We start from the raw sequence: 26,629 nt of genomic DNA on the forward strand, positions 1-26,629 counted from the left end.
CATCAGACCGTCAGCCCTCTGTCCGACCGGGCATAGCCCAGGGACTGTGCCGCGCCATAGGCGGCGGCGGCCCGTGCGGCAGGGGGCTCGGCGCCCTGCCCTTCCCCGCCCTGTCCCTCTCCACCCTGGCGGCGCAGATCCGCCTGCGCCTTCAGCTTCGCCGCATCGGCTTGGGCGGCGACGCGCATGTCCTGCGGTGACGGATCGGCGGGAGCGAGGGCGGCGGCTTTCACCTGCTCCATCTTGGCGATGGTTGCGGCCGGCTCGGATTCGGCGCTGACGTCGATCGGCACCTCGCCCGCGGTCGCGTAGTTCTTGCCGTCCGGCCCGCGCGTGTAGGTGAAGGACGCGCCGCCGGCATGGCTGCCGCCCGCCGCCTGATGTGCCGCCTCGTGCTGGCGGACATTGGCATCGATCTGCTTGAGCTTCTGGACCTGCTGCTGGGCGGCGTCGGACAGGGTGACCGTGTCGGTCGCCCCGGCGGAACCGCCGCCGCCCTTCACGCCGGACGCGTTCCCGTCCTCCCCGCGCGCCGGCCGGCTGCGCGGAGTGCCATAGCTCCCGATGGGCAGGCTGGAGATGGAGAGGTCGGCGGCCACCGTCCACATCCTCAAGAAGGGTGCGGTTCTCCGTCCAAATTAGAACGAATCGACCCTATCGGCAACGGGAAGGCCGAGTCGTCCCAACCGCTTCCGCTCAAGCCTGCTCGAAGCCGGTCAGCACATTGACGACGTTCACGCCGAGATCGTCGACGGCATAGCCGCCTTCCATCACGAACAGCGTCGGGAGACCGATGCCGGAAATGGCAGCCCCCATGCGCAGGAAATCCTCCGACAGCAGCCGGAAGCGGGAGATGGGATCGCCGCCATAGGTGTCCGCCCCCAGCGACAGGACCAGCGCGTCGGCCCCGAACTCCCGGATCTTCGCCGCCGCCGCAGCCAGCGCCTCGGCATAGCCGGTCCAGTCGGTGCCCCAGGGCAGCGTCAGGTTCAGGTTCGCCCCCTCGCCCACCCCGGCGCCGGTCTCGTCGGCATGACCGCAGAAATAGGGGAACTCATCGATCGGATCGGCGTGGATCGACACGAACAGCACGTCGCCGCGTTCCCAGAAAATCTCCTGCGTGCCGTTGCCGTGGTGGTAATCGACGTCCAGCACCGCAACCCGAGCGGCTCCGCCGTCGCGCAGGGACTGCGCGGCAATGGCGGCATTGTTCAGGAAGCAGTAGCCGCCATAGAACGCATGTCCGGCATGGTGGCCGGGCGGGCGGCAGAGCGAGAAGGCGCTGCGGTCGCCGCCCCGCAGCCGGTCGGCGCCGGTCAGTGCGCTGTCCGCCGCCGCCGTCGCCGCCCGCCAGGTGCCGGCGGTGATCGGTGTGCCGGCATCGAAGGAATAGAAGCCGAGTCGACCGTCGATGGACCGCGGCACCCGCCGCCGCGACATGCCCGGCGCCACCCAATTCAGCGGCAGAGCGTCGATATCGGCGCCATGTTCCTTCACCCACTCGTCCCAGGCGGTCTGGAGGAAGCCGAGATAGCCGGCATCATGCACCCGCTCCAGCGGGGCCAGGCCGTGACGGGTGGGTTCGACGATGGGCCCGAACCCCACCGCCTCGATCCGTGCCCGCACGATGTCGGCACGCGCCGGCTTCTCGTAGCAGGGGACGAGTTGGCCGTCGTTGAGTTCGGACCGGCCAGCCTGCAGCCGGTGCTCTTCGCTGTGGATGACGATCACGCCACTGGTATCCTTGTGTTTTCCGGCGATCAGCCGGTGCCTTGCCGCTTCACGGCTCCGCCGCGGCAGCGAGTCGGGTGGACGGCGCATGATAGCCTCACCCGCGTGCGCACGGATGCCGCCCTTTTGCATGGCGCCCCGGATGCTGGCCATTGCCTTCCGGTCGAATGCATTCGATAGTGTTCACCGATTTTTGCTCGCCGTAAGCGGGTGAATGGCCGGATAATGGACATTAATGCTGTCTGCTGAGTGCAGGATACTCGCCCGATTGGCGCCAGGGGTGGCGTTTTTGCTGTGGGTGTGCACCGTGTTGGCCGCCGGGCCGACGCGAAGCGATCCTTTGATGCCGCCTTCCGTCTCACCTCTTGAAGCCGCCTTTTCCGCCCGCGCCGGCGAGCCGCTGCGTCAGTTCGGCTATGACCTGTTCGCCCCGGCGCGCGATTCGGCAGCCGCTGACGCGAGCGCACCCGGCGCGGTTCAGGGCGACTATGTGCTGAACACCGGCGATGCCGTGACGGTGACGCTGCGCGGCCAGAAGTCGTTCAGCAAACGGTTCGTGGTCGACCGCAACGGCCAGCTGGTGGTGGACGACCTGCGCCCGGTCACCGCGGCAGGCCTGCCGTTGGACAGCCTTCGTCGGGAGCTGGCCGCTGCGGTCGCCGCAACCTGGCCAAACACCGAATCTTTCGCCACGCTGGCGGAAGTTCGTCGGATCGGTGTGGTGGTCACCGGTGCCGTGCGACGCCCAGGCCGGCAGGAGGTCAGCGCATTCGCCACCGCGCTCGACGCCCTGTCGGCGGCGGGCGGTGTCGAGCGGAACGGCAGCTTGCGGGCCATCCGCCTGATGCGTGCAGGCGGAAGCATCGCGGTGGATCTGTATGCCCTGCAGGTGGGAGGGGATGCCGGCAATGCCGATCGGCCGTTGCGCGACGGCGACCGCCTGTTCGTTCCGCCGCTGGGCGCCACGGTCGGGATCGCTGGGCCGGTCAAGAGGCCGGGCATCTATGAGCTGCCGCCCGGCGGCGGTCAGCTGTCGGCTGCCGAATTGCGCGATCTGGCCGGCGGCGCATTGCGGCCCGGCCGTGCCCGGCTGCTGCGCCTCGGCATCGGCCCGTCAGGCGAGGAAGCGGCGGAGGAGATCGCAGACGCCGATGCCCGCCGGTTCGGCGACGGCGACCTGCTGCTGATCGCCCCGTTGCGCGAAGACCGCCGCGACGAGGTGCGGCTGGAGGGACATGTCCTGCGCCCCGGCCCGCGCGCCCTTCCTCAGGCCGCGACCCTTGCCGGACTGCTTTCCCGCAGCGATCTGCGTCCCGCTCCCTATCTGCCTTTCGCGGCACTGGAGACGGACGAAGCCGCCACGGGATCGCGTGTCCTCCACCCGGTCGATCTCGCCTCCGTGCTGAAAGGGCGCGACCGACGCCGGTTGGCCGGGGGCGACATTCTCTATGTTCTGGGAGCGAACGACATCGATTTCCTGACGGCAGAGCCGGTGCTGGCACTGCTTCGCGGGGAGAGGCAGCCGCCGCAGGACGCCTGCCCCGGTCTGGTCACGTTGGCCCGCAACCTGGCCGCGGACCCCGATGGGCCGCTTGCAACCGGACCGCAAGCACGGGCCGCTGCCGGGCTGACCGGCGCACGCACGCCTTGCCCACCTCTGTTTACCACCGTGCCCGATCTGCTTCCCTTGGCGCTCCGCCACTCGGTGCTTCGCCTGACCGGCGTGTCGCGCCCCGGCTTCTATCCGGTCGTCGATGCCGGCACCGCTGCGAACGGCGGCGCCCGCGAAGCAATCGTCGAACCGGAGGCGCCGCAGTACGAATTGATCGGTCATGTCCGCCGTCCGGGCACGCGCCGCCTGACTGCGGAAACGACCTTGCGCGCTGCGCTGGCCGACGGGAAGGCCCTGAAGCGGGACGTCTATCCGCTGCTGGGGATCGTCGAGCGTTATGACCGGCGCAGCCTGACCCGCGCCTATCTGCCCTTCTCCCCGCAGGAGGTGGCCGCAGGACGCGCCGACCGTAGACTTGCCGACGGCGACCGCATCCACCTGTTCGCCGCGGAGGATGTCCGCGGCCTGGTGAAACCCAGCGACGCCGGCAGCGCTGCAAGGTCCACCGAGCCGGCCGACGGAGAGGCGGCGGACGAGCCACCGATTCTCGCCGCGTTGCTCGATCCCGCCATCGTCGCACTGATCGGAGAGCGGACGGTACAGGTGCGCGGCGCGGTACGCGATCCCGGCGGCTATCCGGTCGCCGACCGCACGCCGTTGTCCGCGCTGATCGCCGTTGCAGGCGGTCTGTCGGCCGATGCCGATCCGGCCGCGGCGGAACTCACGGAAGTGACTGGCAGCCGCAGAATCGTCGATCTCGGGCGCGACGGCACGCATATGGCCGGCCCCGGCGATGCGCTGCGGATCAATCCGCGGCCACAGGCGCTGGAATCGCGTGCTGTCGCCATTGACGGGGCGGTGCGCCGGCCCGGCCGCTACGATATCGGCCGCAGTGAAACGCTGTCCTCCTTGATCGCTCGGGCCGGGGGCCTACTGGAAGACGCCTATCCGGCCGGAGCCGTCCTGACCCGCGAGAGCGAGCGCCGTCGCGAGAAGGAGCAGTTCCAGCGTCAGGCACGGGAATTGGAACGCACGCTGGCGCTGGAGGTGGAAAAGGGCGAGCCGGTGAAGGCGGAGAATGTCGCGCTGGCGCGTCAGCTCGCCGCCCAGCTTCGCGGTGCGGAACCGCTCGGCCGCGTGGTGGTGGAGGCGGATCCAGCCGTCCTGCGCACGCGGCCGGAGCTGGATCCGCTTCTGGAACCGGACGACCGCATCGTGATCCCGAAACGGCCGCTGACCGTCGCGGTCGCCGGCGAGGTCCTGCATCCCACCGCCGCCCAGTTCGTCAGCGGCAAGAGCGCGGAAGATTACCTGAACGAGGCCGGAGGACCGACCCGCGATGCCGATACCGGACGCAGCTTCCTGGTTCTGCCCGACGGCAGGGCGCGTACACTGGCCTTGTCCTCCTGGAACCATCGGGTGGAGGCGATACCGCCCGGCTCCATCCTGGTGGTGCCGCGCGACCCGCGTCCCTTCGATGGCCTCGACGTCGCCAAGACCTTCGGCAACATCCTGAGCCAGCTTGCCATCACCGCCGCCTCCGTTTCGGTGATCGCGCGATGACCTTGGCTCTCCCGATCCGCCTGGCCATCCTGACGGTGGTTCTTAATCACCGCACCGGCCTGATCGACACCCATGATAGCCTGCGGGGGCAATTGGGACCGCAGGTCGCCTGGCTGGTCGCCGATGGCGGGTCCACCGACGGAACCGCCGATTGGCTCGCGGAGAATGGCAACCAACCGGTCTGGTGGCGGTCCGCCCCGGATCGGGGGCTCTATGCGGCGATGAACAATACGCTCGACGCCGCCCGGCACCTCGGATTCAGCCATGTGCTTTTTCTGAATGCCGGCGACCGGCTGGCCGCGGCGGACAGCGCCATGAGGGTGCTGCAGGCCATCGGCCGCGATCCCGACGCCGCCCTCCTTTACGGCGATGCGCTGGAGCGGCAGAGCGACGGACGTATCCTGTTGAAGCGCGCGCGGTCCCACCGCTGGGCGGCTTTCGGCATGTTCACACACCATCAGGCCATGATCTACAGCGTACCGGCCCTGGCAGGGCTTGGTTTCGACCCCGCCTTCAGGATCGCAGCCGACTATGCCTTCACGCTTGGCGCCCTGGGTCGCGGACCTGCTGTCCGGCTGCGGTGGCCCATCTGTCTGTTCGCCCCCGGCGGCCTGTCGCAACGCGATGCCGCCATCGGCCGGCGTGAACAGGAAGCGATTCGGCGTATGCAGTTGGGCCAGGGCCCGCTTTGTGCGGCAGCGATCACCGCAGTGCAACGAGTCGCACTGGCAGTGCGTCAACATCTTCCCACCGCTTACGCGAAATTACGTTTCCGATGCCCGGAAACTTAATGTCTTTCGCATATGGCTTCCCACTTCTACCCAAACGGACCGTTGATGCGCACAAATGGTTGCATAGAATTTACTTTCTGAACTAAGCATTCTCGCGGCGCCTTCCCTCCGGCTTTCCCTTCGAGGTACGACTTATGAGCGCGACCAAGACCAAACTCGCCCCCGCCCACACCCTGTCGCGCCGCGGCGAAGGTCCCAACCCAATCGACATCCATGTCGGTGCCCGCCTGCGGCTTCGCCGCACCCTGCTCGGCCTGAGCCAGGAGAAGCTGGGCGAAGCGGTCGGGATCACCTTCCAGCAGCTGCAGAAGTACGAGCGCGGGTCGAACCGCATCAGCGCCAGCCGCCTCTACAATCTCTCCCAGGTTCTGGGCGTTCCGGTCAGCTACTTCTTCGACGACATGCCGTCTCCCGATCAGATCTCCGCCGAGGCGCCAGCTGAGAGCCCGAGCGAGACCGACGAATTCGAATCGATGGCCCGCCGTGAAACGCTGGAGCTGGTCCGTGCCTACTACCGGATCGAGGATCCGGGTGTGCGCAAGCGCACCTTCGATCTGCTGAAGGCGCTGGGCGGCGACCGCATCGCACTGGTCGAGGAATAAGGGCTGGGCGAAGGGGAGCAGCCCGACGGAAGGCGCACGGCGGAAGCCTGAGCCTGGACGGCAGCCCGCATCTTGAGCCCGACCTGCCAGTAGTAGAACGCGCGACCCAACGCGTGATCCAGCCCCGCTGCGCCGTCGAGGACGCCCAGGCGCAGCACATAGGCATGCAGGAACGCCCAGAGCGGACGGCCGGGGAGACGCTGAAACAACCGCTTCAGCGTTTTCCGGCGCGGGAGCCCGCCATCGCCCGGTTCACCGTCGATCAACCGCTCCATCCGGCCATCGGCGCGCAAGGCCGCCTCCCAGTCGGAATAGCGGTTGTGCCGGTCGAACCAGGCGGACGGCGGCTTGGCGTCGCCATGATCCATCGGGTGCCGCAGCCGTCCCGTCGTGCCGGCAACCTCCGGCTGGTAATGCCCCTCCACCTCCCACATGGCGGCAACATCCAGGTCAGGCTGATCGGGAAAGCGCACATGGCGCCGGTCGAGCAGAGCCAGCTTGCGGTTCCAGCAGCCGAACCGCAGCGCGCGACCCCGCAGGACCGGGCGGCCATCGATCCAATAGGCGGAATGGCATGGGCCGCCGGCCATCAGCTTGGCGATCTCATCGGCCAGCGGCGCGGTCGGCCGCTCGTCGGCATCGACGAACAGCACCCAGTCATGGGCGAATGGCAGCGTGTCCAGGCACCATTGCTTCTTCTTCGGATAGCGGCCGTTCCAGCGGAAGGGGACCACCCTTGCGCCCAAGGAACGGGCCATCTCCGGCGTGCCGTCGTCGCTGCCGCTGTCGACCACGAAACACTCGGCAAAGCGGGTCAGCGCCGTCAGGCAGGGGACGAGGTTCGCGGCCTCGTTGCGCGTCATCACCACCACGGAAACGGGGATGGGGGTCATCATGCGTCCCTCCCCGCGCGCCCATCCCGCAGGGCATGACGGGCAGAGAGGCAGAAGCAGGCAGCCATCAGTCCCGCCATTCCCGCCAGCGGCACGACCACTGCCGGATTCGGCCAGTCCGGCAGGGACGCGGCGCCGGGCGGCTGGATCATGTCGGCGGCGAAGGGCAGCTCGACTCCAATCATCATCGCCACGCGCTCCTGATCCAGCAGCAGGTCGCTCAAGGCCTGGCGGTGTTCGGCCACGGTGATCGCGCCCAGCCGCTCCTTGATATGGGCGATCTGGGCAGCGCTGCGCCGTGCCGCCTCCGCCCGCAAATGGGCATCGGTGGCTGCGGCGACGCGGCCCAGCAGGTCGAGCGCCGTCGCACGGTCGGAATGGCGCAGGGTGATGCGCCGCATCGGCCCCGACCGCAGCATGTCGATCATCAGCCGGTCACGCAGGGCACGCGCCACCCGCTCCCCATCCGGCTCCACCCAATCCTGCCGGCCGACCAGCGCCAGCAGCGTGCGCTTCACCGCCGGAATCAAGCCGGCGGGCGGGTGCCAGCGCTGCGACTCCGCATCCCAGCGATCGGGGAACAGAGCGCGCAGCACGCCGGGATCCCGCGCGAGCTGGTCCGCCACCGGACCGGAGCCGAAAAGTTCGAGATAGCGGGCGAAATCCGACAGCGATTCGTCGCCGGCGCCCGGTTCCGCCATCGCGGCGGAGTCGCGTCCGCTCAGCGTGGGCACGCGCGCCCCCATGGCGGCGGAGCCGACCCGGGCGGTCGGACCGATCACCATCGTCGCCGTGTAAGCCGGCGCAACCAGCCACAGGGCGCAAACCGCAAGTGCAATGCCGCCGAAGCAGCCGGTAAGGAGCCAGCGCCACCCCTGCCGCAGCAGGCGAACGAGGCCGCGAAGATCGCCCTCCCCGCCCTTCGTGGGAAGACGCAGCGTCATGGCGTCGGGTTGGGTCAGCACGCCATCAGGCATATGGCAGCGGCCTGACCATCATCGGCCGGGAGATCCGCCGTGCCGACAAAAGGCGTTCGGCGATTGCGGCGAACGCGGCGGCAGCATCATCGGCCGTCCAGGCGGCGGAGCGACGGGCGGCATGAGCGCCCTCCGCTGCGCAACGCACCGGATCGGCGGCATAGGACCGGACCGCATCGGCGATGGCAACACCGTCGAACGGATCGATGACGAGTCCGCAGCCGGCAACCCGCGTCGCGGCCTCGCTCTCCCGTGGTCCCAGGAACAGGCAGGGGCGTCCGGCGGCCTGGACGCCGGCCAGCTTGCTCGGCACCAGCAGTCCTTCCGCCGCCGGGTGCATCGTCACGAGATGCAGGTCGGCGGCCGACAGACTCTCCGCCAACCGCTCCGCCGGCTGCCAGGGCATCCGCCGCAGATTGCGCAGGCCACGGCTTCGCGCCTTCCCCTCCACCGCCGCGAATCCCCTCCCCTCCCCGGTCAGCAGGAACAGGATGTTCGGGTCGCTGTCCTGCAGCCGCGCCGCGGCCTCCAGCACGCCGTCCATCGGGTGGGAAAGGCCGAGGGTTCCGGAATAGGAGACCACAAAACGGCTTTCGACTTCCCTCGCCCCCAAGGACCTGCGGAAAGCGCTGCCGGCCTTCGGCAACGGGCGGATGGCAGGATCGGGCCAGTTGGGCAGAAGGCACAGCCGCTCCTCCTTCACGCCCATGGCCGCGATCCGGTCGCGCATGCAGCGTCCGATCGCGATCACGCCGTCGTGACGGCGCAAGGCCCGCGACATTCCTTTTACGGCCAGCCGATGCACCATCCCCGGCATGCGCACACCCAGCACCGGCAGCAGATCGGGATAGAGGTCCTGGCACCAGTGCACCGTCGCCGCGCCATGGCGTGCAGCCAGAATCGGCCCGGCGAGCGCCAGCATCGGCGGATCGGTCATCGTCACCACCACGTCATGACGCGGCAGGCGCAGGGCCAGTCCGGTCAGACGGCACAGCGAGTCGAGATACGCACGGGCGTCCGGCCGATCCCCCTCCGGCACCTCGCCGCCGGTCCGATGGAGCGCGATGCCCGCTGGCGCGGCGACGCGAGACACCGCTCCATCCGCGACCACCGTGACCCGCCAGCCTGCAGCCACCATGCGGGTTGCCAGATCGTCAAGGCAACGCCCGGTCGCCCCGCGGTCGGGCGGGAACACCCGATTGACGAACAGTATGGAAGGTCTGCCGAGCGTCACAGCGCACCGAAGCCAGAATTGCACGCGAAAGTATGCTTTGTCTCTATGGCTTGGACAACCCCTTCCTGAACTCGGACGCCAAAAGCATCAGCGACAGGATGACGCCAGTATCGAGATACTTGAAACTGGTATGGAGACAGAGCGCCATGAGCAGCGGCGGCACCACCGCCATGGCCAAAGGCGGATCCTCCGCCAGCAGGCGACGCCAGGGACGGACCAGGGCGCACAGGTAGGCTGCGAATGCGAGCATGCCCAGGAGTCCCGTCTTCAGCAGGCTGTAGCTGACCAGGGTGTGGGTGTAGCCGACCCGCCATCCTCCTACGGCCGGATTGGCGATGCGCGCCCCCCATCCATCGCCGAACAGCAGGATCCAGGGCGATGAAACTGCATGGTCGATCACCGCCGCCGCTTCCTCCCAGCGCGTGTTGGCGCCGGTCAGCCGGGTCTTCTCCGCCACCTGCTGCCAGGCACCGACAAGCGCATCCCCGGCGGGAAGGATGACGACCCCCACCGCCAGCAGCAGCGGAGCCGCCAGCCAGGGGCGCCGCCGCACCCACCACAGGGCCACCATCGTCAGCGACAGCACAGCCAGCCCCAAGGCGGTGCGGTGGACGGCTCCTGCCAAAGCACCGAGGCAGAGCCCTCCCCCGGCAGCGCAGGCGAACGCCGCGATCCAGCGCCTGAACGCTCCTCCGACCGCCACGAGCGAGAGCGCCAGCGCCGGCAACGCCACCGCGGCGAACAACACCGATGGGGCATTCAGCAGATAGGCCCCCCCGTCCGCCATCGCCCGCGTACCGACGGCGCCGAACCCCCAATCCGCCTGCTTCCACCAGCGCAAGGTCAGGAGCAATCCGGCGAGGGCCAGCCCGCCGGTCAGAAGCCGCGCACCCCAGGCTCCGGCGCGCCGCAATGCGGGAACCAGCAGCACCGGCAGGAACAGATAGAACAGCGGCACCACGTCCCGCAGGATGTCCGCCGCCTCCCAGCCGAGCGCCGCCCCACGCAGCAGCGGCACCCACAGCAGCCAGCCCAGCGCCGCGACCGCGATGGCCATCCAGGCCCCCTCCCCCGAGTCGCGCAGCGCATGGCCGGTCGCCACCATCAGAGGCCGCCTCCAGCCGATGGACAGCAGGATCAGCAGGCCGATGGCGGCCTCGCCCCAGCGCAGGGACGGCGGCGCAGGGACGCTGACGCCGCCATATATCAGTAGCGCTCCCGCCATCGCCGCGGCCGAAGCAAGGCGCATTCCGGACGCAGCAGTCATCACCGCCGCACTGCCGGGGAGGTGGCGGTGGCGGTGGCGGTGGCGGTGGTGGTGGTGGTCAGGCCCAGCGCTGTTCGGCGCGATCCAACCGGTAGAAGAGCCCTTCCTGCGGACGCAGGCGCAGGGTGCCGGTCAGAGTCACCGGCTCCCTGGTGCTGGGCAATGCGATGGAAGAGTGGACATGCATCATACCGGCCGGTCCGGGGCTTTCGCAGGCGGGGCAGCCCATGGGATTGGCGGACAGGATGAAGCGGTTGTGGGTGGTGCCGCCGGTCAGCGGAACCATGAAGCCGCGGACGGTGACGGTACGGCCGTCCAGGGCGGAGACCTTGACCGGAAACTGCGGATCGCCGGCGAGGCCGCCGAGCCGGACCGTGCCAAGGTCGCGCCACAGAGCCGTCGTCTCGTCCAACGGCAAGTGGAACGGCCCTGCCGGATGGCTGGGCGCCTCGGGTGTACCGGCTGCCCAAACCGCCCAGCCGGCGACGGGCGCCAGCGCGAGCGGCAACAGGATCTGGCGCCTGCCGGGCATGGCAGCGCCGAGACGGGTGGCGGTGTTCATGGTCGCTTCTCCCCTGCTGCGTTGCTTCGTCACCGGGGCTGCGAAATCGGGGCGCCGTATGTTTTGGAAGTCTTCGGTCCGGTCGCCGGGGGACAGCTCGATCCGGTGCTGGGCGCCGCCTTCTGCCGGGCGGTCGCCGATGTCGCGGGAGTGTCCGGCAAGTCGAGCTTCCGGTCAACGGCCAACTCGGTGTGCCATGGTAGGGAATGCGGTGCGGAAGAACAGGATCGACTTGTGCGCCGTCACTGGAGGTTTCAAAAAAACGCAATGTGTTTGACGGACTACGGCAACGCGCCCCATAGTCCACCGGCTGTCCTTGCCGCACTGCACACAGCCCTGAGCCAGCCGTTCCCGTAACGAGACGAGCCATGGAAACCTTCCGCTTCCAGCCAGGTGAAACGCCGGTCCTGCTCAGCATTCCGCATGTCGGGACCATGATTCCGCCGGATATCGCCGCGACGATGACCGAACACGGGATTGCACAGCCCGATGTCGATCGGCACCTGGACCGGTTGTATCACTTCGCCCCGGCTCTCGGAATCGGTTTCCTGACGGCGCTCTGTTCGCGATATGTGGTCGACCTGAACCGCGACCCAGAGGGAATCGTCGCCCAGCCCGGCCTCGACCCGACGGAACTCTGCCCGCTGACGAGCTTCGACCATGCGCCGATCTATCGCGCCGGGCAGGAACCCGACCGGGCGGAGATCGAACGGCGGGTCGGCGCCTACTGGCGTCCCTATCATGAACAGCTGCACAGCGAACTGCGCGCCCTGCGCGACCGGTTCGGGGTCGCGGTGCTGTTCGACGCCCATTCCGTGCGCAGCCGGGTTCCACGCTTCTTCGACGGCACCCTGCCGGACTTCAACCTGGGCACCGGCGACGGCAGCAGCGCCGCCCAGCCGCTGGTCGCCCGACTGATGAACGTCCTTTCGGCATCGGAACGTTACTCCGCCGCATTGAACGGCCGCATGCGCGGCGGCTACATCATCCGCAATTACGGCAAGCCGGACGAGAATATCCACGCCATCCAGCTGGAGCTGACCCAGTCCACCTATATGGACGAGGACGCGCCCTACCGCTTCCGCCCCGACCTGGCGGCGGAGCTGAAGCCTGGGCTGGAGCGGCTGATGAGCGCAGTCGTCGAGTGGGCGTGGCAGAAGGCCAGCGGACAGCGCCGCGCAGCCTATCTGTAACCCAGCTCCCCTGAAAAAGAGTGGCCCTCCCCCGTCGCCGGGGAAGGGCCGAAGGACGGCCTGATCGGGGATGGATCAGATCTGGCCGCGCTCACTCGCCTGACGCATCAGAACATATTGGCGCATCATCTGATTACGGAAACGATAGCGTTCCAATCCCGGCTCCACCATCGGGGCCAGGACGCCGCCATGGTCGTCGCGGGTCAGGCGTTTCAGCAGGTCGAGCGTCGCGGCACTCGGCAACTCACCGCTGTCGCCCGCCAGATCGTTGGGATCGAACACGCCATAGGCGTCGGCCGGGCACAGGGCGGCGGCCAGCAGCGCATCCTCCAGTTCCGCGCGGCGGTCGGCCGCCAGTGCGCGGGCATAGCTCTCGACGATGCCGCGCTCGGCCTCCTGCAGGCAGCGGGCGACGGCATAGGCCAGATCCGGCCGCTCCACCAGCTTGCTGCCGCGGCTGACGGCGCTGCGCGCCGCATGCAGGCCCAGAAGCTGGGCGTAGTAGGGGAGCCCGCGCACGAACTCGGCGATCCGCCGCACCACGTCGGGCGCGAACTCGATCCCGGCATTCTGGGCACCGGCCTGGATCAGCCGGCCGATCTCCTGATCGGTCATCAGCGGCAGATGCACCGGCACCAGCGACCGCTGGATCGACGGATGCTTGCCCAGCAGCTGGTCCAGATTCTCGGCGACGCCGACCACCAGCAGGGTGACCGGGATCGAACTGTCGGTCAGGTTCTTGAACAGCTCCGCCAGCTTGTTGCGGAAATCCTCGTCAAGGACGCGGTCGTATTCGTCCAGGATCAGCAGCACATGGGTGGCGTGGATGCCCGCCAGCACCTCGTTCAGTTCGGTGACGCTGAAGGTGCCGTCCGGCAACAGCTCGTTCAGGCTGGCGAAGTTGCGCCGGGCCGCGAACGGGTTGTCGAGCGCTGAGCGGTAATAGGTGGAGGGGATCTTCTTCAGGAAGTGCCTGAAGATGTCCTCGAAGCTCAGTTCGCCGCTGCAGGTCAGCTTCAGCGACAGGTAGCCGGCCTGCCCGGCGATCTTCTCGATCGCATTGGCGACGGAAGTCTTGCCGCGGCCGCGGTCGCCATAAAGGATGACGTGCGCCCGCTCCTCCTCGATGGCCGAGATGATGCGGCGGAGCGTGTCGTTGCGGCCGATGAACAGGCCGTTCAGCTGCTGCTTCGGCCGGGTCGGGGTGAAGGCCTCGCGCAGCAGGCCGTTCAGCTCCGGCGTCAGGCCCTTCAGCATGGCCGGCGCGTTGGCGCCCATGCCGCCGCGATAGCCGCCGTTGACCGACATGGTGAAGCGCGGCAGCTCGTGCTCGCTTTCAGCCTCGCGCCCGCCGGGCTGCGGGAACATGTGGCCGCGGCGGTCGCCGGTGGCGTCGTTGTCGATGATGTCGGGCTGGCGCGGCGCGGCAGGACCGCGCATCGCCTCGAACCCGACGCGTCCCTGTCCGCCGCCCTGTCCGCCGTCCACCGGACGCAGGGGCGTCCCTCCGGGCCGGGAGAATCCGGGAGCATTGGGGAAGTTGCCTGTGGTGGATCCTGGACCGGACAGGCCCGGTCCCGACATGCCAGGTCCACTCATGCCCATTCCGTTGCCGGTCAGGCCGCCGCCGAGTCCGCCACCGCCTAGACCCGCACCGCCTAGACCCGCACCGCCAGCCGCCGGCATCCGTTCGTCCGCCACAGCGGCCGAGCGACGCTTCCGAAAGAAATTCCGCATCCGTCCCAATCCCCACGCGTTGTCGGCGTTCGCGGAACCGCTCCCCTTTCGGCTTCTCTGTCGGGCCAGGAACGGTTCCGCGTGTTCCCGATGTAAGCGCTGCGCCGGCCGGGGTGGGCTGGGATTTCGGATATAATACCGACGCGGCTTCCCTCGTTCGGGGACCTCTTCCGAAGGGGCAGGCGCCCCGACGTCATAGGCCCGCTCAGCCGATCAGGATCGGCCCGACCGTTGCCCAGCCATAGAGAACGGCGAGGAACAGGGCGAGGGTCATGCATTCACGCAGGAAAGCCAGAACCGACATGCCAACCTCCATTGTTCGCGTCTTGTTCTTGTATGGCTACCAGAACGGACGCTGAACAGCAACCGCATAGTTCTCTTTACGTTCCTGTTATGGGCGCAGGTGTTCCCTTCTGGACACAGATCGAACAGGTTGGTGAGTATAAGATTACGTGTCGGACGCGCGAAAATTTCCAGCCGAGAGTCAGGCGGGATCGGCATCGTCGTAGCGGATCAGGTCGGTCCAGGCGCGCTCCAGCCGCCGCAGCGTGCGGTAGGTGGTCTCGAAATCGGCACCGTCGCTGTCACTGCGCAGCAGGCTGTCGGCCCGCGCCGCTTCCAGCTTCTTCAGCGCCTCGCAGGTGGCCAGTCCCTGTTCCGACAGCTTGAGCCGCGCGGCCCGCCGGTCGCGCAGGGACGGGCTGCGGTCGACATAGCCGGCTTCCACCAGATGCTTCAGATTGTAGGAGGCGTTGGACCCCAGGTAATAGCCGCGCTCCAGCAGATCGCGGACAGACAGCTCCTCGGTGCCGATGTGCAGCAGCATCAGGGCCTGGGTCGGGCTGAGGTCGGTCACGCCGATCCGGGCCAGCTCCATCCGAAGCACGTCGAGGAAGCGGCGGGTGATGCTCTCCATGACGCGGCCAAGGTCGGTGTAGACCGCGGGGGCCGCCACGCTCTGCTGCATGCTCATCGTTCCTATGCCAGTGGCTTGTCAGCCGTTGTCCGGGCGCCGCGGCACTGCCGCGCTTGCGAACCGGCGGACCGGGGAAGCGGCGCCGAAGCCCCCTTCCCGCGGTCGTTTCTTAATGGCCTGTGACGATGGGCGGATTTTGATGCGAATTGGAGGGACAAACTTGAGACGCGGGGGCTTCGCCACCCCTCGATTGCTTAATCACATGGTGCCCGGATAGGCCCCACCGTCCAGAAGGATGTTCTGGCCGGTCATGAAGCCGGAGCGCGCGGCGCAGAGGAAGGCGCAGGCGGCCCCGAACTCCTCCGGATCCCCGAATCGGCCGGCGGGGTTTCCCTTGCGGCGCAGGTCCATCTCTTCGTCGATGCTGCGGCCGGCGGCCTTCGCTCCGCCTTCCATGGTCTTGCGCAGACGGTCGGTCTCGAACGGGCCGGGCAGCAGGTTGTTGATGGTGACGTTGTGCTTCACCGTCTGGCGCGACAGGCCGGCGACGAAGCCGGTCAAACCGCTGCGCGCACCGTTCGACAGGCCGAGGATGGGAATCGGCGCCCGCACCGCGGCCGAGGTGATGTTGACGATGCGGCCGAACCGGCGGTCGATCATCCCGTCCACCGTTGCCTTGATCAGGAAAATCGGCGCCAGCATGTTGGCATCCAGCGCGCGGATCCAGTCCTCCCGGTCCCAGTCGTGGAAATCGCCGGGCGGCGGCCCACCGGCATTGTTGACCAGGATGTCCGGCTCGGGACAGGCGGACAGCGCCGACGCCCGACCCTCCTCCGTCGTGATGTCGCCGGCAGCGGTCGTCACGGTGACGCCGGTCGCCTTGCGGATCTCCTCCGCCGTCGCTTCCAGCGCATCTGCATTGCGGGCGGTCAGGGTGACATGCACGCCCTCGCGGGCCAGCGCGAAGGCGCAGGCACGGCCCAGCCCCTTGCTGGCGGCGCAGACGATGGCGCGGCGGCCGGCGATACCCAAATCCATGCTCGTCCCTTCCCAAATATCTTAGCGGGTCGTTTTGGAACCGGATCGTTGCGGTTCCGTCCGTTGCAGTTCCGAAAGGACCTCGCGAGCCAGCGGCACGGTCACCCCGCGATGGGCGGCGAGCGAGGCGTGGTCCAGTGCCGCCACCAGCCGGCGGGCGAAGTCGAGCGAGCGTTCCATCCGCGCCAGCAGATAGGTGATGACCTCCAGCCCCGGCCGCAATTGCCGGTCGGCGAACAGCTTCACCAGCACGGCGGCAAGCAGGGCGTCGTCGGGAGGGCGAACCTCGACCGCCGGGGCGCCCTTGATGCGGGAGCGCAGGTCGGCCAGCCGCGTGCGCCAGCGCGACGGCGCCTTGCGCGACAGCAGCAGCAGATGGCCCTGCTGTTCGCGGGCCAGATTGTAGAGGTGGAACAGCGCCTCTTCCCGCTCGGGCTTGCCCGACACCGCGTCGGCATCCTCGACCACCACCGCGTTGGCGGGTGCCAGCAGCGCCGGCACCACGCCCGAGTCGAGCATCTCGCCCCTGGTGATGACGGCATGGCTGCGGGCGCGCCAGACCTGGGACAGATGGGTCTTGCCGCAGCCGGCCGGTCCGAACAGGGTCAGCGCCGGAGCCGGCCAGGATGGCCAGCGGTCGAGCCATGCCACCGCGTCGGCATTGCTGGATGCCACGAGGAAGTCCTCGCAGCCCATTGCCGTCCGGTGCCCGAGGTCGAGCGGTATCTGCGCCGGCAAGCTCATGCGGACACACCCATCAGCGTTCCGCGTCGGTGCCGCGGTAGTACGGGCTTGAGAGATACTGTCGCAATGCGAAGCGGGTCAACACGCCGATCACCGCGGCGACCGGCACCGCCAGCAGAACGCCGACGAATCCGAACAGGCTGCCGCCGGCCAGCAGGGCGAACATCACCCAGACCGCATGCAGCCCCACCTTGTCGCCGACCAGCTTCGGCGTCAGGACATTGCCCTCCACCGCCTGGCCGAACAGGAAGATGCCGACCACGACGGCGACCCGCCAAAGCTCGTCGAACTGCAGCAGGGCAAGGCCGGTGCTGGCGACGAAGCCGAACAGGCTGCCGACATAGGGAATGAAGGACAGAACCCCGGCCATCAGGCCGATCACCAGCCCGAAATCCAGCCCGGCCGCCGACAGCGCCAGCGCATAGAAGACGCCCAGCACCAGGCAGACCATCGCCTGTCCCCGCACGAAGCCGGACAGGGTGGCGTTCACCTCGCGCGCCTGTTCGCGCACGGTTTCGGCATGCTGGCGCGGCAGCCACGAATCGACCTTCCCCACCATCACGTCCCAGTCGCGCATCATGTAGAAGGCGACGATCGGGGTGATGAACATCAGGGTCACGATGTCGAACACCGCCAGCCCGCCCGACAGGATGTGCGAGACGATTCGTCCCACCATCCCCGCCACCTCGCCGGCATAGGTGCCGGCGGCGGCCCGCAGCCGCTCCACGTCATCGGCCGGAAGCCGGTGGATGAAGCGGTCGAGCGCCGGGATCAGCCGCTCCTTCACCAGGGTGGCGTAGGTCGGCAGCACCTCCAGCAGATGCGAGATCTGCCCCTGCACCAGCGGCACGAGGAGCAGCGCCATCAGCACCAGGACCAGCAGGAACCCCAGCAGCACCAGCGTGGTGCCGAGCCAGCGCGGCAGCCGGGCCCGCTCCAGCCGGTCGACCAGCGGATCGAGCAGATAGGCGATGGCCAGCCCGACCACGAAGGGAAGCAGCATGCCGGCCAGCAGCCACAGCGCAAGGACGAACAGCCCGAGTCCGATCAGCCAGAAGCGGAGTTGCTTGGCCGAGGTCACGGAACACCGCCGAGCCGGTTGAACAGCAGGGCGCCGCGCCGCGCATAGAGCAGGCCGGACAGGACCGTCGTCACCGTGCAGGCGTACACCAGCACATCGACAACTTCCCAGCCGTACAGATGAATCTCCGGCAGGCCCAACGCCGGCGGCGCCAGCACCGCGGCGGCCAGCGCGATCTGGACGACCGTGTTCACCTTGCTGATGTAGAGCGGCTGCATCGCCAGCGTCTCCTTCAGCGTGAACAGCAGGATGACGCCGCCGATGATCATGATGTCGCGGAAGATCACCATCATCGCCAGCCACAGCGGGATCGTACCCACCCAGGCCAGCGCCACATAGACGCCGACGATCAGGGCCTTGTCGGCCAGCGGATCGAGGTAGCCGCCCAGAACCGTACGCGCCCTGAACATGCGGGCGATGGCGCCGTCCAACGCATCGGACAGTCCGGCAGCGACGAAGAGTGCGAAGGCCCACTCCATCCTGCCGGTCAGGATCATGTACATCGCGGCCGGTACAGCCAGGATGCGCAGAAAGGTGATGATGTTCGGAACGCTCACGGTACGCTCTTGGCCGGCAGCGTTCCCAGGTTGCGCGGCGGAGCGCCCAGCATGCCGCCCGCCGATCCGCCGGAAACGCCGGCATCCAGCGGCGCCGACGGTGCCAGCGTGGTGGGAGACGCGACCGGAGACGTCGCGGACGGAACGGCTCCGGCCGATGCGGCACCCGACCCGCGCGGCAGCAGCGTCAGCTGCCAGTCCGCGGTGGGTGCCGGCAGCGGCGCACCGGGATAGGCTGCGGGAGCCGCCCCGGCCGTACGCGCAAGACCCAGATCCTGGCGGGCAAGCGCCTGGGCCAGCTGGTCGGGATCGCCGCGATGGGTCAGGGTGATCAGCGCTTCGCTGCGGCTGATGGACAAGAGGTTGCTGCGGGTCACGGCATTGACCGAGGAAAGCCGCTTGCGCGTCTCCACCAAGTCGTTCACCGCCGACAGCGGAATGCGGACCAGGGTGTCCTGCTCCGGCCCGGTGGCGGTGGTGTGTTCGCGACGCCAGGACTCATCCAGCTGGCTGCCGACCGCCGCGACCGCGCGGGTCAGCACGTCGTCGGCATTGCTGCCGCCCTTCACCTGCACGACCTGATTGTCGCGCGTGCCGTCAAGCCCATAGCGGGTGACGTCAATGGTCATGCCCCGCGCCGGATCGGGTCCGTTCGCCGGCAGATCGGTGCGGGCGACCACGACCCCGCCAGCCTTGTAGGCCTGGGCGATACGGCCCAGTGCCTCGGCATTGCCGGCGATTGCATCCTCGCCGCTGATCGCTTGGGCGTCGGTCAGCTCCCCATCCGGCAACACCAGCGGCACCAGCGACGCCGCGGGCTGCCGCGCCTCCCATGCCGCACGCCAGGGGGTGCGGTCCTGCCACAGGATCGTGCGCCCCTCGGTCAGGGTCACCGGCAGGATGACGAAGGGGCGCGCGGGCGGCTCCACATACTGGGTGGCGCCGCCGCTGTGGCCGAGCGCATCGCGCACCGCGTTGGGACGGAACCGCACGGTGATGGCGCCGACATAGCGGCTGGCCGACACCTTCTCCTCGTCGATCTCGAAGCCCTGGACCAGCTTGGCGATCTCGATGTCCGACAGGCGCGGCGGGGTGCCGCCGGGAACGAGGCGGCGGTAGAGCTCCGCCCATGCCTTGGCCTGCGCCTCGCGGATCGCCTGGTCGCGGACCGTGGTCGGGTTGCTGCCGTTGATGTCGACCCGGACGCCCGAGACCGCGAAGGGGTCGGCGGCGGACGGCATGGCAGCATTGGAGGCGGCAGGGGCGGCAGCATTGGCGGCGGCCGGCGGCGGGGAGCCGGTCTGCGCGCCCGCCGGCCCGGTCATGGTCAGGACCAGAGCGGTGGACATGGCAGCAAGACCGGCGAGGAGCGGCGCGCGGCGGCGGTGGAGCATTGCAAAGCCTTCCGATTCGAGTATGTTCGGCCCGAGCCCAAGGCCCGGTATATAGCTCAGCCCAAGCGAGGATACCATCAGCACCCAGTCCTATAACATGTCCGACGCCTACAAGCAGGCCGGTGTGGACATCGATGCGGGCAACGCGCTTGTCGAAGCGATCAAGCCCCTTGCCCGCTCCACGGCGCGTTCCGGCTCCGACGCGGGCCTGGGCGGCTTCGGCGCCCTGTTCGACCTGCGCGCCGCCGGCTACCAGGATCCGCTCCTGGTCGCGACGACCGACGGCGTCGGCACCAAGCTGAAGGTGGCGATTCTCGCCAACCGTCACGACACCGTCGGCATCGACCTCGTCGCCATGTGCGTCAACGATCTGGTGGTCCAGGGCGCCGAGCCGCTGCTGTTCCTGGATTACTACGCCACCGGCAAGCTCGACGTGGCTGCCGGCCGCGACATCGTCGCCGGCATCGCCGAAGGCTGCCGCCAGGCCGGCTGCGCCCTGGTCGGCGGCGAGACCGCCGAGATGCCGGGCATGTATTCGGAAGGCGATTACGACCTCGCCGGATTCTCCGTCGGTGCTGTGGAACGCCAGCACGCCCTGACCGGTTCCGCCGTCCAGGCGGGCGACGTGGTCCTCGGCCTTGCCTCCACCGGCGTGCATTCCAACGGCTATTCGCTGGTGCGCAAGCTGGTCGAGAAATCGGGGCTCGGCTATGACGCCGCCTGCCCGTGGGACGAGTCGAAGACGCTGGGCGAAGCCCTGCTGACGCCGACCCGCATCTATGTGAAGAGCACGCTGAAGGCGGTGCGCGCCGGCACGGTCCGTGCCATGGCCCACATCACCGGCGGCGGCCTGATCGAGAACATTCCGCGCGTCCTGCCGGACGGGCTTGGTGTCGTTCTCGATGCCTCGACCTGGACCCTGCCCCCCGTCTTCTCCTGGCTGATGAAGACCGGCGGCATCGCTCCCTACGAGATGGCGCGCACCTTCAACGTCGGTCTCGGCATGGTCGTCGTGGTTCCGGCCGACAAGACGGACGAGGCAATCGGCATCCTGCGCGAGGGCGGCGAGACGGTCTACACCGTCGGCACCGTCACCGCACTGAAGGACGGCGACGCCCGCGTGACCGTCAATGGCATGGACGCGGCCTGGACCGCGTAAGGGACGCACCCCAGGAAAAGTCCCAAGGATAGTTCGATGAGCAAGTTGAAGCTCGGCGTCCTGATCTCGGGGCGCGGCAGCAATCTGCAGGCGTTGATCGACGCCTGCGCCGCACCCGGTTTCCCCGCCGAGATCGCACTGGTGCTGTCCAACAAGGCCGATGCCTTCGGCCTGGAACGTGCCGCCGCGGCCGGGATCGCCATCGCGGTGGTCAGCCACCGCGACTATCCCGGCGACAAGCCGGCCTTCGAGGCGGCGATGGACGTCCGGCTGCGGGAGGCCGGCGTCGAGCTGGTCTGCCTCGCCGGCTTCATGCGGCTGCTGTCGCCCTGGTTCGTCGGGCGCTGGCAGGATGCGCTCATCAACATCCACCCGTCCCTGCTGCCCTCCTTCAAGGGCCTGGACACCCATGAGCGGGCGCTGGCCACCGGCGTCCGTTTCCATGGCTGCACCGTCCATCATGTCCGCCCGGCGATGGATGACGGTCCGATCATCGCCCAGGCCGCCGTTCCGGTCCTGCCCGGAGATGACGCCCACCGACTGGCCGACCGCGTGCTGGAGGCGGAGCACAAGCTCTATCCCCATGCCGTCCGCCTGATCGCGGAGGGACGCGCCCGCGTCGACGGCGATCTGGTGCGGATCGACGGTCCGGCCCCGGAACTGGCGACCATCCTCAACCCGCCCCTCTAGGCGGGTTTTTCCTTCCGGCCCCTATCCTTCCGGCATAGTTGACGGTTCCGCTCGGAATCTGTTGCGTTTCCGCGCGCCTGCGTCAGAATTGCTGGCAAAAGAAACTGTCGGAGGGTTGATCGATATGGCGGCCGTGAGTCCCAACCCGGTCAGTGAAGAGACCGTACGTACCCATCAGGCGACCTGGATCGCCTTCACCAAATTCATGAAGTACAGCATCGCCGGCGTCATCGCGGTGCTGGTTCTGCTGGCGATCTTCACACTTTAGACGGGGAATGTCCGAAGCCCTGCCCTTCCCCGCCCGGCGTCTGCCGGCCGCGGGGAAGGAGCGGGATGTGGCTGTTACGAGGAAATGTCGAAGCCGGTTACTGCGCCAGAATCAGTTCACCGTGCTTCGTGCAGCCAGCCTCGGCCAGCTCCACGAATCGATCGGCCACCTGATCCGGCTGGGTGATCCTGGTCGGATCCTCGCCGGGAAAAGCCTGGGTCCGCAGCTTGGTCGCGACCACGCCGGGATCGATCAGGTTGACCCGCACCGTGGAGCTTGACACCTCCATGGCATAGCTCTTCACGATCATCTCCAAGGCCGCCTTGCTGGCACCATAGGGCATCCAGTAATGCTGCGGGGCCTTGGCGGCGGCAGAGGTGACGAAGATCGCGCGGCCGGTGCCCGACGCGCGCAGCAGCGGATCCATCGAGCGGATCAGGCGATAGTTCGCCGTCACGTTCAGGTCCATCACCCGCGACCACAGCTTGGGATCATACTGCGCAACCGGGCCGAGCGCCTCCAGCGCGCCGGCATTGCCGACGACCACGTCCAGCTTGCCGAATCGCTCGTACAGCGCGTGACCGAGCTGGTCGATCTTGTCGTAGTCGCGCAGATCCATCGGCACCAGGGTCGCCGACTGGCCGGAGATCTTCTGGATGGCATCGTCGGTCTCCTCCAGCCCGCCGACGGTGCGGGCGACCAGGACCAGATGGGCGCCTTCGGCGGCAAAGCGCTTGGCGACTGCGGCGCCGATGCCGCGCGATGCGCCGGTGACGAGGGCGATGCGGCCGGAGAGACGGGACATGGGAGCGGCTCGTTTCCTGGGATTATTGTTCGTTCACACACAAAACCCCTCTCCCAGGAAGGGAGAGGGGTTTTGGGGTCACGCGCGGACGGCGACGTTCGCCTCGACGGGCGGGTTCTCCAACGCGTCGGTCAACGGGATCGGATAATCGCCGGTGAAGCAGGCATCGCAGTAGCCGAGGTTGGCCGGATCGCGCTTCTCCTCGCCCATCGCCCGATAGAGGCCATCGAGCGAGATGAAGGCGAGGCTGTCGGCCTGGATGAAGTCGCGCATCTGCTCCACCGTCATGCGGTGGGCCAGCAGCTTGCCCTGCTCCGGCGTGTCGATGCCGTAGAAGCAGGGGTGCGAGGTCGGCGGACTGGAGATGCGCATATGCACCTCCTTGGCTCCGGCGGCGCGCACCATCTCGACGATCTTCTTCGACGTGGTGCCGCGGACGATGCTGTCGTCCACCAACACAACGCGCTTGCCCTCGATCATCGCGCGGTTGGCATTGTGCTTCAGCTTCACGCCCAGATGGCGGATCTGGTCGGTCGGCTCGATGAAGGTGCGGCCGACATAATGGTTGCGGATGATGCCGAGGTCGAAGGGAACGCCGGCCTCCTGGGCATAGCCCAGCGCCGCGGGCACGCCGCTGTCGGGGACCGGCACGATCACGTCGGCGGGAACGCCGGCCTCGCGGGCCAGCTCGCGGCCGATGCGCTGGCGCGCCTCGTAGACCGAGGTGCCCTCCATCACGCTGTCGGGACGGGCGAAATAGATGTACTCGAAGATGCACAGACGGCGCTGCTGCGGCTGGAACGGCCGCAGGCTGTGCACGCCGTCGCCGTCGATGACGATCATCTCGCCCGGCTCGACGTCGCGGACATATTCGGCGCCGACGATGTCGAAGGCGCAGGTCTCGCTGGCCAGGATATGGGTGTCGCCCAGCCGGCCCAGCACCAGCGGACGGACGCCGAGTGCGTCGCGCACGCCGATCACTTCCTTGGAGGTCAGCGCGACCAGCGAGAAGGCGCCCTCGACCTGCCGGACCGCCTCGATCAGGCGATCCACCGGCGAGCCGCCGCGGGCGGTCGCCATCAGATGGACGATCACCTCGGTATCGGTGGAGGACTGGAACAGGCAGCCGCGGCGGACCAGCTGGCGGCGCAGGGTCTGCGCGTTCGTCAGGTTGCCGTTGTGGGCCAGCGCGAAGCCGCCGAATTCGAAGTCGGCATAGAGCGGCTGGACGTTGCGGATCGAGGTGTCGCCGGTGGTGGCATAGCGCACATGGCCGATGGCGCTGGCCCCCTTCAGCTTGGCGATGATCGCCTCGGAGCTGAAATGGTCGCCGACAAGGCCCAGCGTGTGCTGCAAATGGAAGCGGCCGCCATCGAAGCTGACGATACCCGCCGCCTCCTGCCCGCGGTGCTGCAGGGCGTGCAGGCCCAGCGCCGTGATGGCGCCCGCCTGCGGGTTGCCGTAGATGCCGAACACGCCGCACTCTTCGCGCAGCTTGTCGTCGTCGAACGGATGCGTCGTCAGCATCACAAGAAGTCCTTCGTCCAAGAGGCGCCGTCGGCGCGCGTCAGCACATGCAACGGAATAGAATCAGGGTCCACAAACGTCGATAGCGCCGAAACCGAGCGGTCAAGCTCAGCGGGCGTTGTTCTGAAACAGCCTGTCTGCTTCGGCGCGATCGCGCTCCTTATAACCGGTATCGGGTGCCTGCGCACCCCCGGTCTTCGCGGAGCTGGGCACCGGCGTCGACAGACGGTCGAGCGCCTGCTTGGCCTCCATCGCCTGACGGGCGCGGTCTCGCGCCATGTCCATCTGGCCCAGCCCTTCCCTGCGCAAATGCTCCGGCACGAAGCCGTAGAGCGTCTCCGCCCCCATCGCCAGGAAGGGACGGGTCTTCGCCTCCTTCAGCCAGACCGGCTGTTCCGCCGGGTTGGGCACCAGCCACAGGAAGAACAGGTAGGCGATGGACACCAGCACCCCGCCCTTCACCAGCCCGAAGGCGAAGCCCAGCGTACGGTCCAGCGCCGACAGAGTCGAGGCCTGCACCCCGCGTGACAGGCTGCGGCCCAGAAGCGACAGCACGATCAGCGCGATGATGAACACCCCGACCGCGGAAGCGGCGTAGGCCAGCATCTCGAACCGGATATAGATCTGCGCGTAGGGAAGGACATGGGGCAGCGCGTAGAGCGTGATCACCGCGGCGCCGGCCCAGGCGGCGACCGACACCACCTCGGCCACCATGCCGCGGCTGAAGGCGAGCAGCGCCGCCAGAAGCAGGACGGCGATGACGACGATGTCCACCGGATTGACGGGAAGGTTGTCCATGGCCCTGTGCCGATTATTGGAATGGCTATTGTCGAGTGGCGTCAGATGAATTCGTCATCGCGCCAGCGGCGCGTGTCGTTGTCGTCATGCGGTCGGCGGGAGGGCGGCCTGCCGGAGGAGCCCTGCGACTGGAACAGCGGCATCAACTCGCCGAGTTGCTGGAGTTCCACCGTCTTCAGGCCGTTGTCGCCGCGGCTGCCCTTCTTGCCGGTCCGTCGCGCCGGGAAGATGGCGGAGGAGAAGCCGAGCTTCGCCGCCTCCTTCAACCTCGTGTCGCTCTGGCCGACGGCGCGGACCTCGCCGGACAGGCCGATCTCCCCGAACACCACCGCGTCGGCCGGAACCGGCTCCCCGGTCAGCGACGACACGAGGGCCGCGGCCACCGCGAGATCGGCGGCCGGTTCGGTGATGCGCAGCCCGCCGGCCACATTCAGATAGACGTCGTTGGCGCCGATCTGAACGCCGCAGCGCGCCTCCAGCACCGCCAGCACCATGGCGAGGCGGGCAGAATCCCAGCCGACCACGGCGCGGCGCGGCGTGCCGAGCGGCGATGGGGCGACCAGCGCCTGCACCTCGACCAGAACGGGGCGGGTGCCCTCCATCCCGGCGAAGACGGCGGCGCCCGACACGTCGCCGCGCCGCTCTGCAAGGAACAGGGCGGACGGGTTGGCGACCTCGCCGAGGCCACTGTCGCCCATCTCGAACACGCCGATCTCGTCGGTCGGGCCGAAGCGGTTCTTCACCGCGCGCAGGATGCGGAACTGGTGACCGCGCTCGCCTTCGAAATAGAGGACGGTGTCCACCATGTGCTCCAGCACGCGGGGGCCGGCGATCATCCCTTCCTTGGTCACATGGCCGACCAGAAGCAGGACGACGCCGCGCCGCTTGGCGACACGGATCAGCTCCTGCGCGCTGGCGCGGACCTGGGCGACGGTGCCGGGTGCGCTGTCCAGATTGTCCATATACATGGTCTGGATCGAATCGATGACGATCACCTCCGGCCCCTTGGCGTCGTCCAGCGACGCGACGATGTCGCGCACGCTGGTGGCCGAGGCCAGGTCCACCGGAGCCGAGGCGCAGCCCAGCCGCTGGGCGCGCAGCCGCACCTGATCGACCGCCTCCTCGCCCGAGACATAGGCGCAGCGGTGATCCTGCGACAGCCGCGCCATCGCCTGGAGCAGCAGGGTCGATTTGCCGATGCCGGGATCGCCGCCGATCAGGATGGCCGAGCCGGGAACCAGCCCGCCGCCGCACACGCGGTCGAACTCGGCGATGCCGGTCATGCGGCGCGGCGGCGCCTCGCTGGATCCATGCAGGCCGACGAAGTCGATGCGGCGGCCACGGGCCGACCCCAGCCCCTTTGGCGCGCTGTCGGGAGCCGCCTCTTCGACGAGGCTGTTCCATTCGCCGCAGGCGTCGCACTTGCCCGCCCATTTGGGGAAGGAGGCGCCGCAGGCCTGGCAGACATATCGGGTGGTGGGCTTCGCCAA

Annotated in this window: 25 protein-coding genes; 7 read left to right on the plus strand and 18 right to left on the minus strand. The window is 68.3% G+C overall.

Annotation, left to right across the window (positions count from 1 at the left end; genetic code table 11):
- Positions 1–2 precede the first annotated feature (2 nt).
- Positions 3–608: a putative metalloprotease CJM1_0395 family protein gene (locus A6A40_RS05815; protein ID WP_063634558.1), complete on the minus strand. Its 606-nt coding sequence runs from the start codon at positions 606–608 to the stop codon at positions 3–5.
- Positions 609–696: 88 nt separating this feature from the next.
- A complete protein-coding gene (locus A6A40_RS05820; RefSeq protein WP_269467682.1) occupies positions 697–1,821 on the minus strand; it encodes a histone deacetylase family protein in 1,125 nt (374 codons plus the stop codon).
- Positions 1,822–2,074: 253 nt separating this feature from the next.
- Between A6A40_RS05820 and A6A40_RS05825 the strand changes: the two genes are divergently transcribed.
- The 3 genes from A6A40_RS05825 to A6A40_RS05835 all read left to right on the plus strand — a co-directional run bounded on the left by A6A40_RS05825 (position 2,075) and on the right by A6A40_RS05835 (position 6,299).
- A complete protein-coding gene (locus A6A40_RS05825; protein WP_236783744.1) occupies positions 2,075–4,906 on the plus strand; it encodes an SLBB domain-containing protein in 2,832 nt (943 codons plus the stop codon).
- Positions 4,903–5,697 (plus strand): glycosyltransferase family protein, encoded by a 795-nt coding sequence (locus A6A40_RS05830; protein WP_063634560.1) that lies wholly within the window; start codon positions 4,903–4,905, stop codon positions 5,695–5,697. Before A6A40_RS05825 ends, A6A40_RS05830 begins: the two co-directional genes overlap by 4 nt.
- A gap of 134 nt (positions 5,698–5,831) precedes the next feature.
- Positions 5,832–6,299 (plus strand): helix-turn-helix domain-containing protein, encoded by a 468-nt coding sequence (locus tag A6A40_RS05835; protein WP_063634561.1) that lies wholly within the window; start codon positions 5,832–5,834, stop codon positions 6,297–6,299.
- On the opposite strand, the gene A6A40_RS05840 is transcribed toward A6A40_RS05835, so the two are convergent.
- The 5 genes from A6A40_RS05840 to A6A40_RS05860 all read right to left on the minus strand — a co-directional run bounded on the left by A6A40_RS05840 (position 6,209) and on the right by A6A40_RS05860 (position 11,232).
- Positions 6,209–7,195: a glycosyltransferase family 2 protein gene (locus A6A40_RS05840; protein WP_236783745.1), complete on the minus strand. Its 987-nt coding sequence runs from the start codon at positions 7,193–7,195 to the stop codon at positions 6,209–6,211. The genes A6A40_RS05835 and A6A40_RS05840 overlap by 91 nt on opposite strands.
- On the minus strand, positions 7,192–8,169 hold the full coding sequence (locus A6A40_RS05845; RefSeq protein WP_063634563.1) for a GumC domain-containing protein: 978 nt from the start codon (positions 8,167–8,169) through the stop codon (positions 7,192–7,194). The genes A6A40_RS05840 and A6A40_RS05845 overlap by 4 nt, the downstream gene beginning before the upstream one ends.
- Positions 8,162–9,307 (minus strand): glycosyltransferase family 4 protein, encoded by a 1,146-nt coding sequence (locus tag A6A40_RS05850; RefSeq protein ID WP_063634564.1) that lies wholly within the window; start codon positions 9,305–9,307, stop codon positions 8,162–8,164. The genes A6A40_RS05845 and A6A40_RS05850 overlap by 8 nt, the downstream gene beginning before the upstream one ends.
- A gap of 139 nt (positions 9,308–9,446) precedes the next feature.
- Positions 9,447–10,670 (minus strand): hypothetical protein, encoded by a 1,224-nt coding sequence (locus A6A40_RS05855; RefSeq protein WP_063634565.1) that lies wholly within the window; start codon positions 10,668–10,670, stop codon positions 9,447–9,449.
- Positions 10,671–10,728: 58 nt separating this feature from the next.
- On the minus strand, positions 10,729–11,232 hold the full coding sequence (locus tag A6A40_RS05860; RefSeq protein ID WP_063634566.1) for a hypothetical protein: 504 nt from the start codon (positions 11,230–11,232) through the stop codon (positions 10,729–10,731).
- Between the two features lie 368 nt (positions 11,233–11,600).
- Here A6A40_RS05860 and hutG point away from each other — a divergent pair, with 368 nt between their 5' ends.
- Positions 11,601–12,425 (plus strand): N-formylglutamate deformylase, encoded by an 825-nt coding sequence (gene hutG / locus A6A40_RS05865; protein WP_063634567.1) that lies wholly within the window; start codon positions 11,601–11,603, stop codon positions 12,423–12,425.
- Between the two features lie 75 nt (positions 12,426–12,500).
- Here the strand turns inward: hutG and A6A40_RS05870 are convergent, their stop codons facing one another.
- The 7 genes from A6A40_RS05870 to A6A40_RS05900 all read right to left on the minus strand — a co-directional run bounded on the left by A6A40_RS05870 (position 12,501) and on the right by A6A40_RS05900 (position 19,892).
- A complete protein-coding gene (locus tag A6A40_RS05870) occupies positions 12,501–14,009 on the minus strand; it encodes an ATP-binding protein (RefSeq protein ID WP_236783746.1) in 1,509 nt (502 codons plus the stop codon).
- A gap of 637 nt (positions 14,010–14,646) precedes the next feature.
- The gene (locus A6A40_RS05875) at positions 14,647–15,135 is read right to left on the minus strand and encodes a MarR family winged helix-turn-helix transcriptional regulator (protein WP_063634568.1); all 489 of its coding nucleotides are present in this window, start codon (positions 15,133–15,135) and stop codon (positions 14,647–14,649) included.
- 201 nt (positions 15,136–15,336) lie between these two features.
- Complete coding sequence (locus A6A40_RS05880) at positions 15,337–16,116, minus strand: SDR family oxidoreductase (protein ID WP_063634569.1); 780 nt, start codon at positions 16,114–16,116, stop codon at positions 15,337–15,339.
- A gap of 21 nt (positions 16,117–16,137) precedes the next feature.
- Positions 16,138–16,860 carry an HdaA/DnaA family protein gene (locus A6A40_RS05885; protein ID WP_063634570.1) on the minus strand — a complete coding sequence of 241 codons (723 nt, stop codon included), beginning with the start codon at positions 16,858–16,860 and terminating at the stop codon, positions 16,138–16,140.
- Between the two features lie 13 nt (positions 16,861–16,873).
- A complete protein-coding gene (locus A6A40_RS05890) occupies positions 16,874–17,941 on the minus strand; it encodes an AI-2E family transporter (protein WP_063634571.1) in 1,068 nt (355 codons plus the stop codon).
- A complete protein-coding gene (locus A6A40_RS05895; protein WP_063634572.1) occupies positions 17,938–18,498 on the minus strand; it encodes a CDP-alcohol phosphatidyltransferase family protein in 561 nt (186 codons plus the stop codon). Before A6A40_RS05895 ends, A6A40_RS05890 begins: the two co-directional genes overlap by 4 nt.
- Positions 18,495–19,892: a DUF2066 domain-containing protein gene (locus tag A6A40_RS05900; RefSeq protein ID WP_063634573.1), complete on the minus strand. Its 1,398-nt coding sequence runs from the start codon at positions 19,890–19,892 to the stop codon at positions 18,495–18,497. The genes A6A40_RS05895 and A6A40_RS05900 overlap by 4 nt, the downstream gene beginning before the upstream one ends.
- Before the next feature lie 97 nt (positions 19,893–19,989).
- On the opposite strand from A6A40_RS05900, the gene purM reads away from it, so the two are divergent.
- From purM to A6A40_RS05915, 3 genes are all read left to right on the plus strand, one after another.
- Positions 19,990–21,051 carry a phosphoribosylformylglycinamidine cyclo-ligase gene (purM, locus tag A6A40_RS05905; protein ID WP_063634574.1) on the plus strand — a complete coding sequence of 354 codons (1,062 nt, stop codon included), beginning with the start codon at positions 19,990–19,992 and terminating at the stop codon, positions 21,049–21,051.
- 36 nt (positions 21,052–21,087) lie between these two features.
- Positions 21,088–21,741 (plus strand): phosphoribosylglycinamide formyltransferase, encoded by a 654-nt coding sequence (gene purN / locus A6A40_RS05910; protein WP_063634575.1) that lies wholly within the window; start codon positions 21,088–21,090, stop codon positions 21,739–21,741.
- Positions 21,742–21,802: 61 nt separating this feature from the next.
- Complete coding sequence (locus A6A40_RS05915; RefSeq protein WP_199275889.1) at positions 21,803–22,009, plus strand: aa3-type cytochrome c oxidase subunit IV; 207 nt, start codon at positions 21,803–21,805, stop codon at positions 22,007–22,009.
- Positions 22,010–22,106: 97 nt separating this feature from the next.
- Here A6A40_RS05915 and A6A40_RS05920 read toward each other — a convergent pair whose 3' ends face one another.
- The 4 genes from A6A40_RS05920 to radA form a co-directional block, all read right to left on the minus strand.
- Positions 22,107–22,814, minus strand: a complete 708-nt coding sequence (locus A6A40_RS05920) for an SDR family NAD(P)-dependent oxidoreductase (protein WP_063634576.1) — start codon at positions 22,812–22,814, stop codon at positions 22,107–22,109.
- Between the two features lie 78 nt (positions 22,815–22,892).
- The gene (gene purF / locus A6A40_RS05925) at positions 22,893–24,341 is read right to left on the minus strand and encodes an amidophosphoribosyltransferase (RefSeq protein WP_063634577.1); all 1,449 of its coding nucleotides are present in this window, start codon (positions 24,339–24,341) and stop codon (positions 22,893–22,895) included.
- A gap of 108 nt (positions 24,342–24,449) precedes the next feature.
- Complete coding sequence (locus tag A6A40_RS05930; protein WP_063634578.1) at positions 24,450–25,139, minus strand: CvpA family protein; 690 nt, start codon at positions 25,137–25,139, stop codon at positions 24,450–24,452.
- Positions 25,140–25,180: 41 nt separating this feature from the next.
- On the minus strand, positions 25,181–26,629 hold the full coding sequence (radA, locus tag A6A40_RS05935; protein ID WP_063634579.1) for a DNA repair protein RadA: 1,449 nt from the start codon (positions 26,627–26,629) through the stop codon (positions 25,181–25,183).

It is taken from the genome of Azospirillum humicireducens (genome assembly GCF_001639105.2).
In the GTDB taxonomy this organism is placed as follows: Bacteria; Pseudomonadota; Alphaproteobacteria; order Azospirillales; family Azospirillaceae; genus Azospirillum; species Azospirillum humicireducens.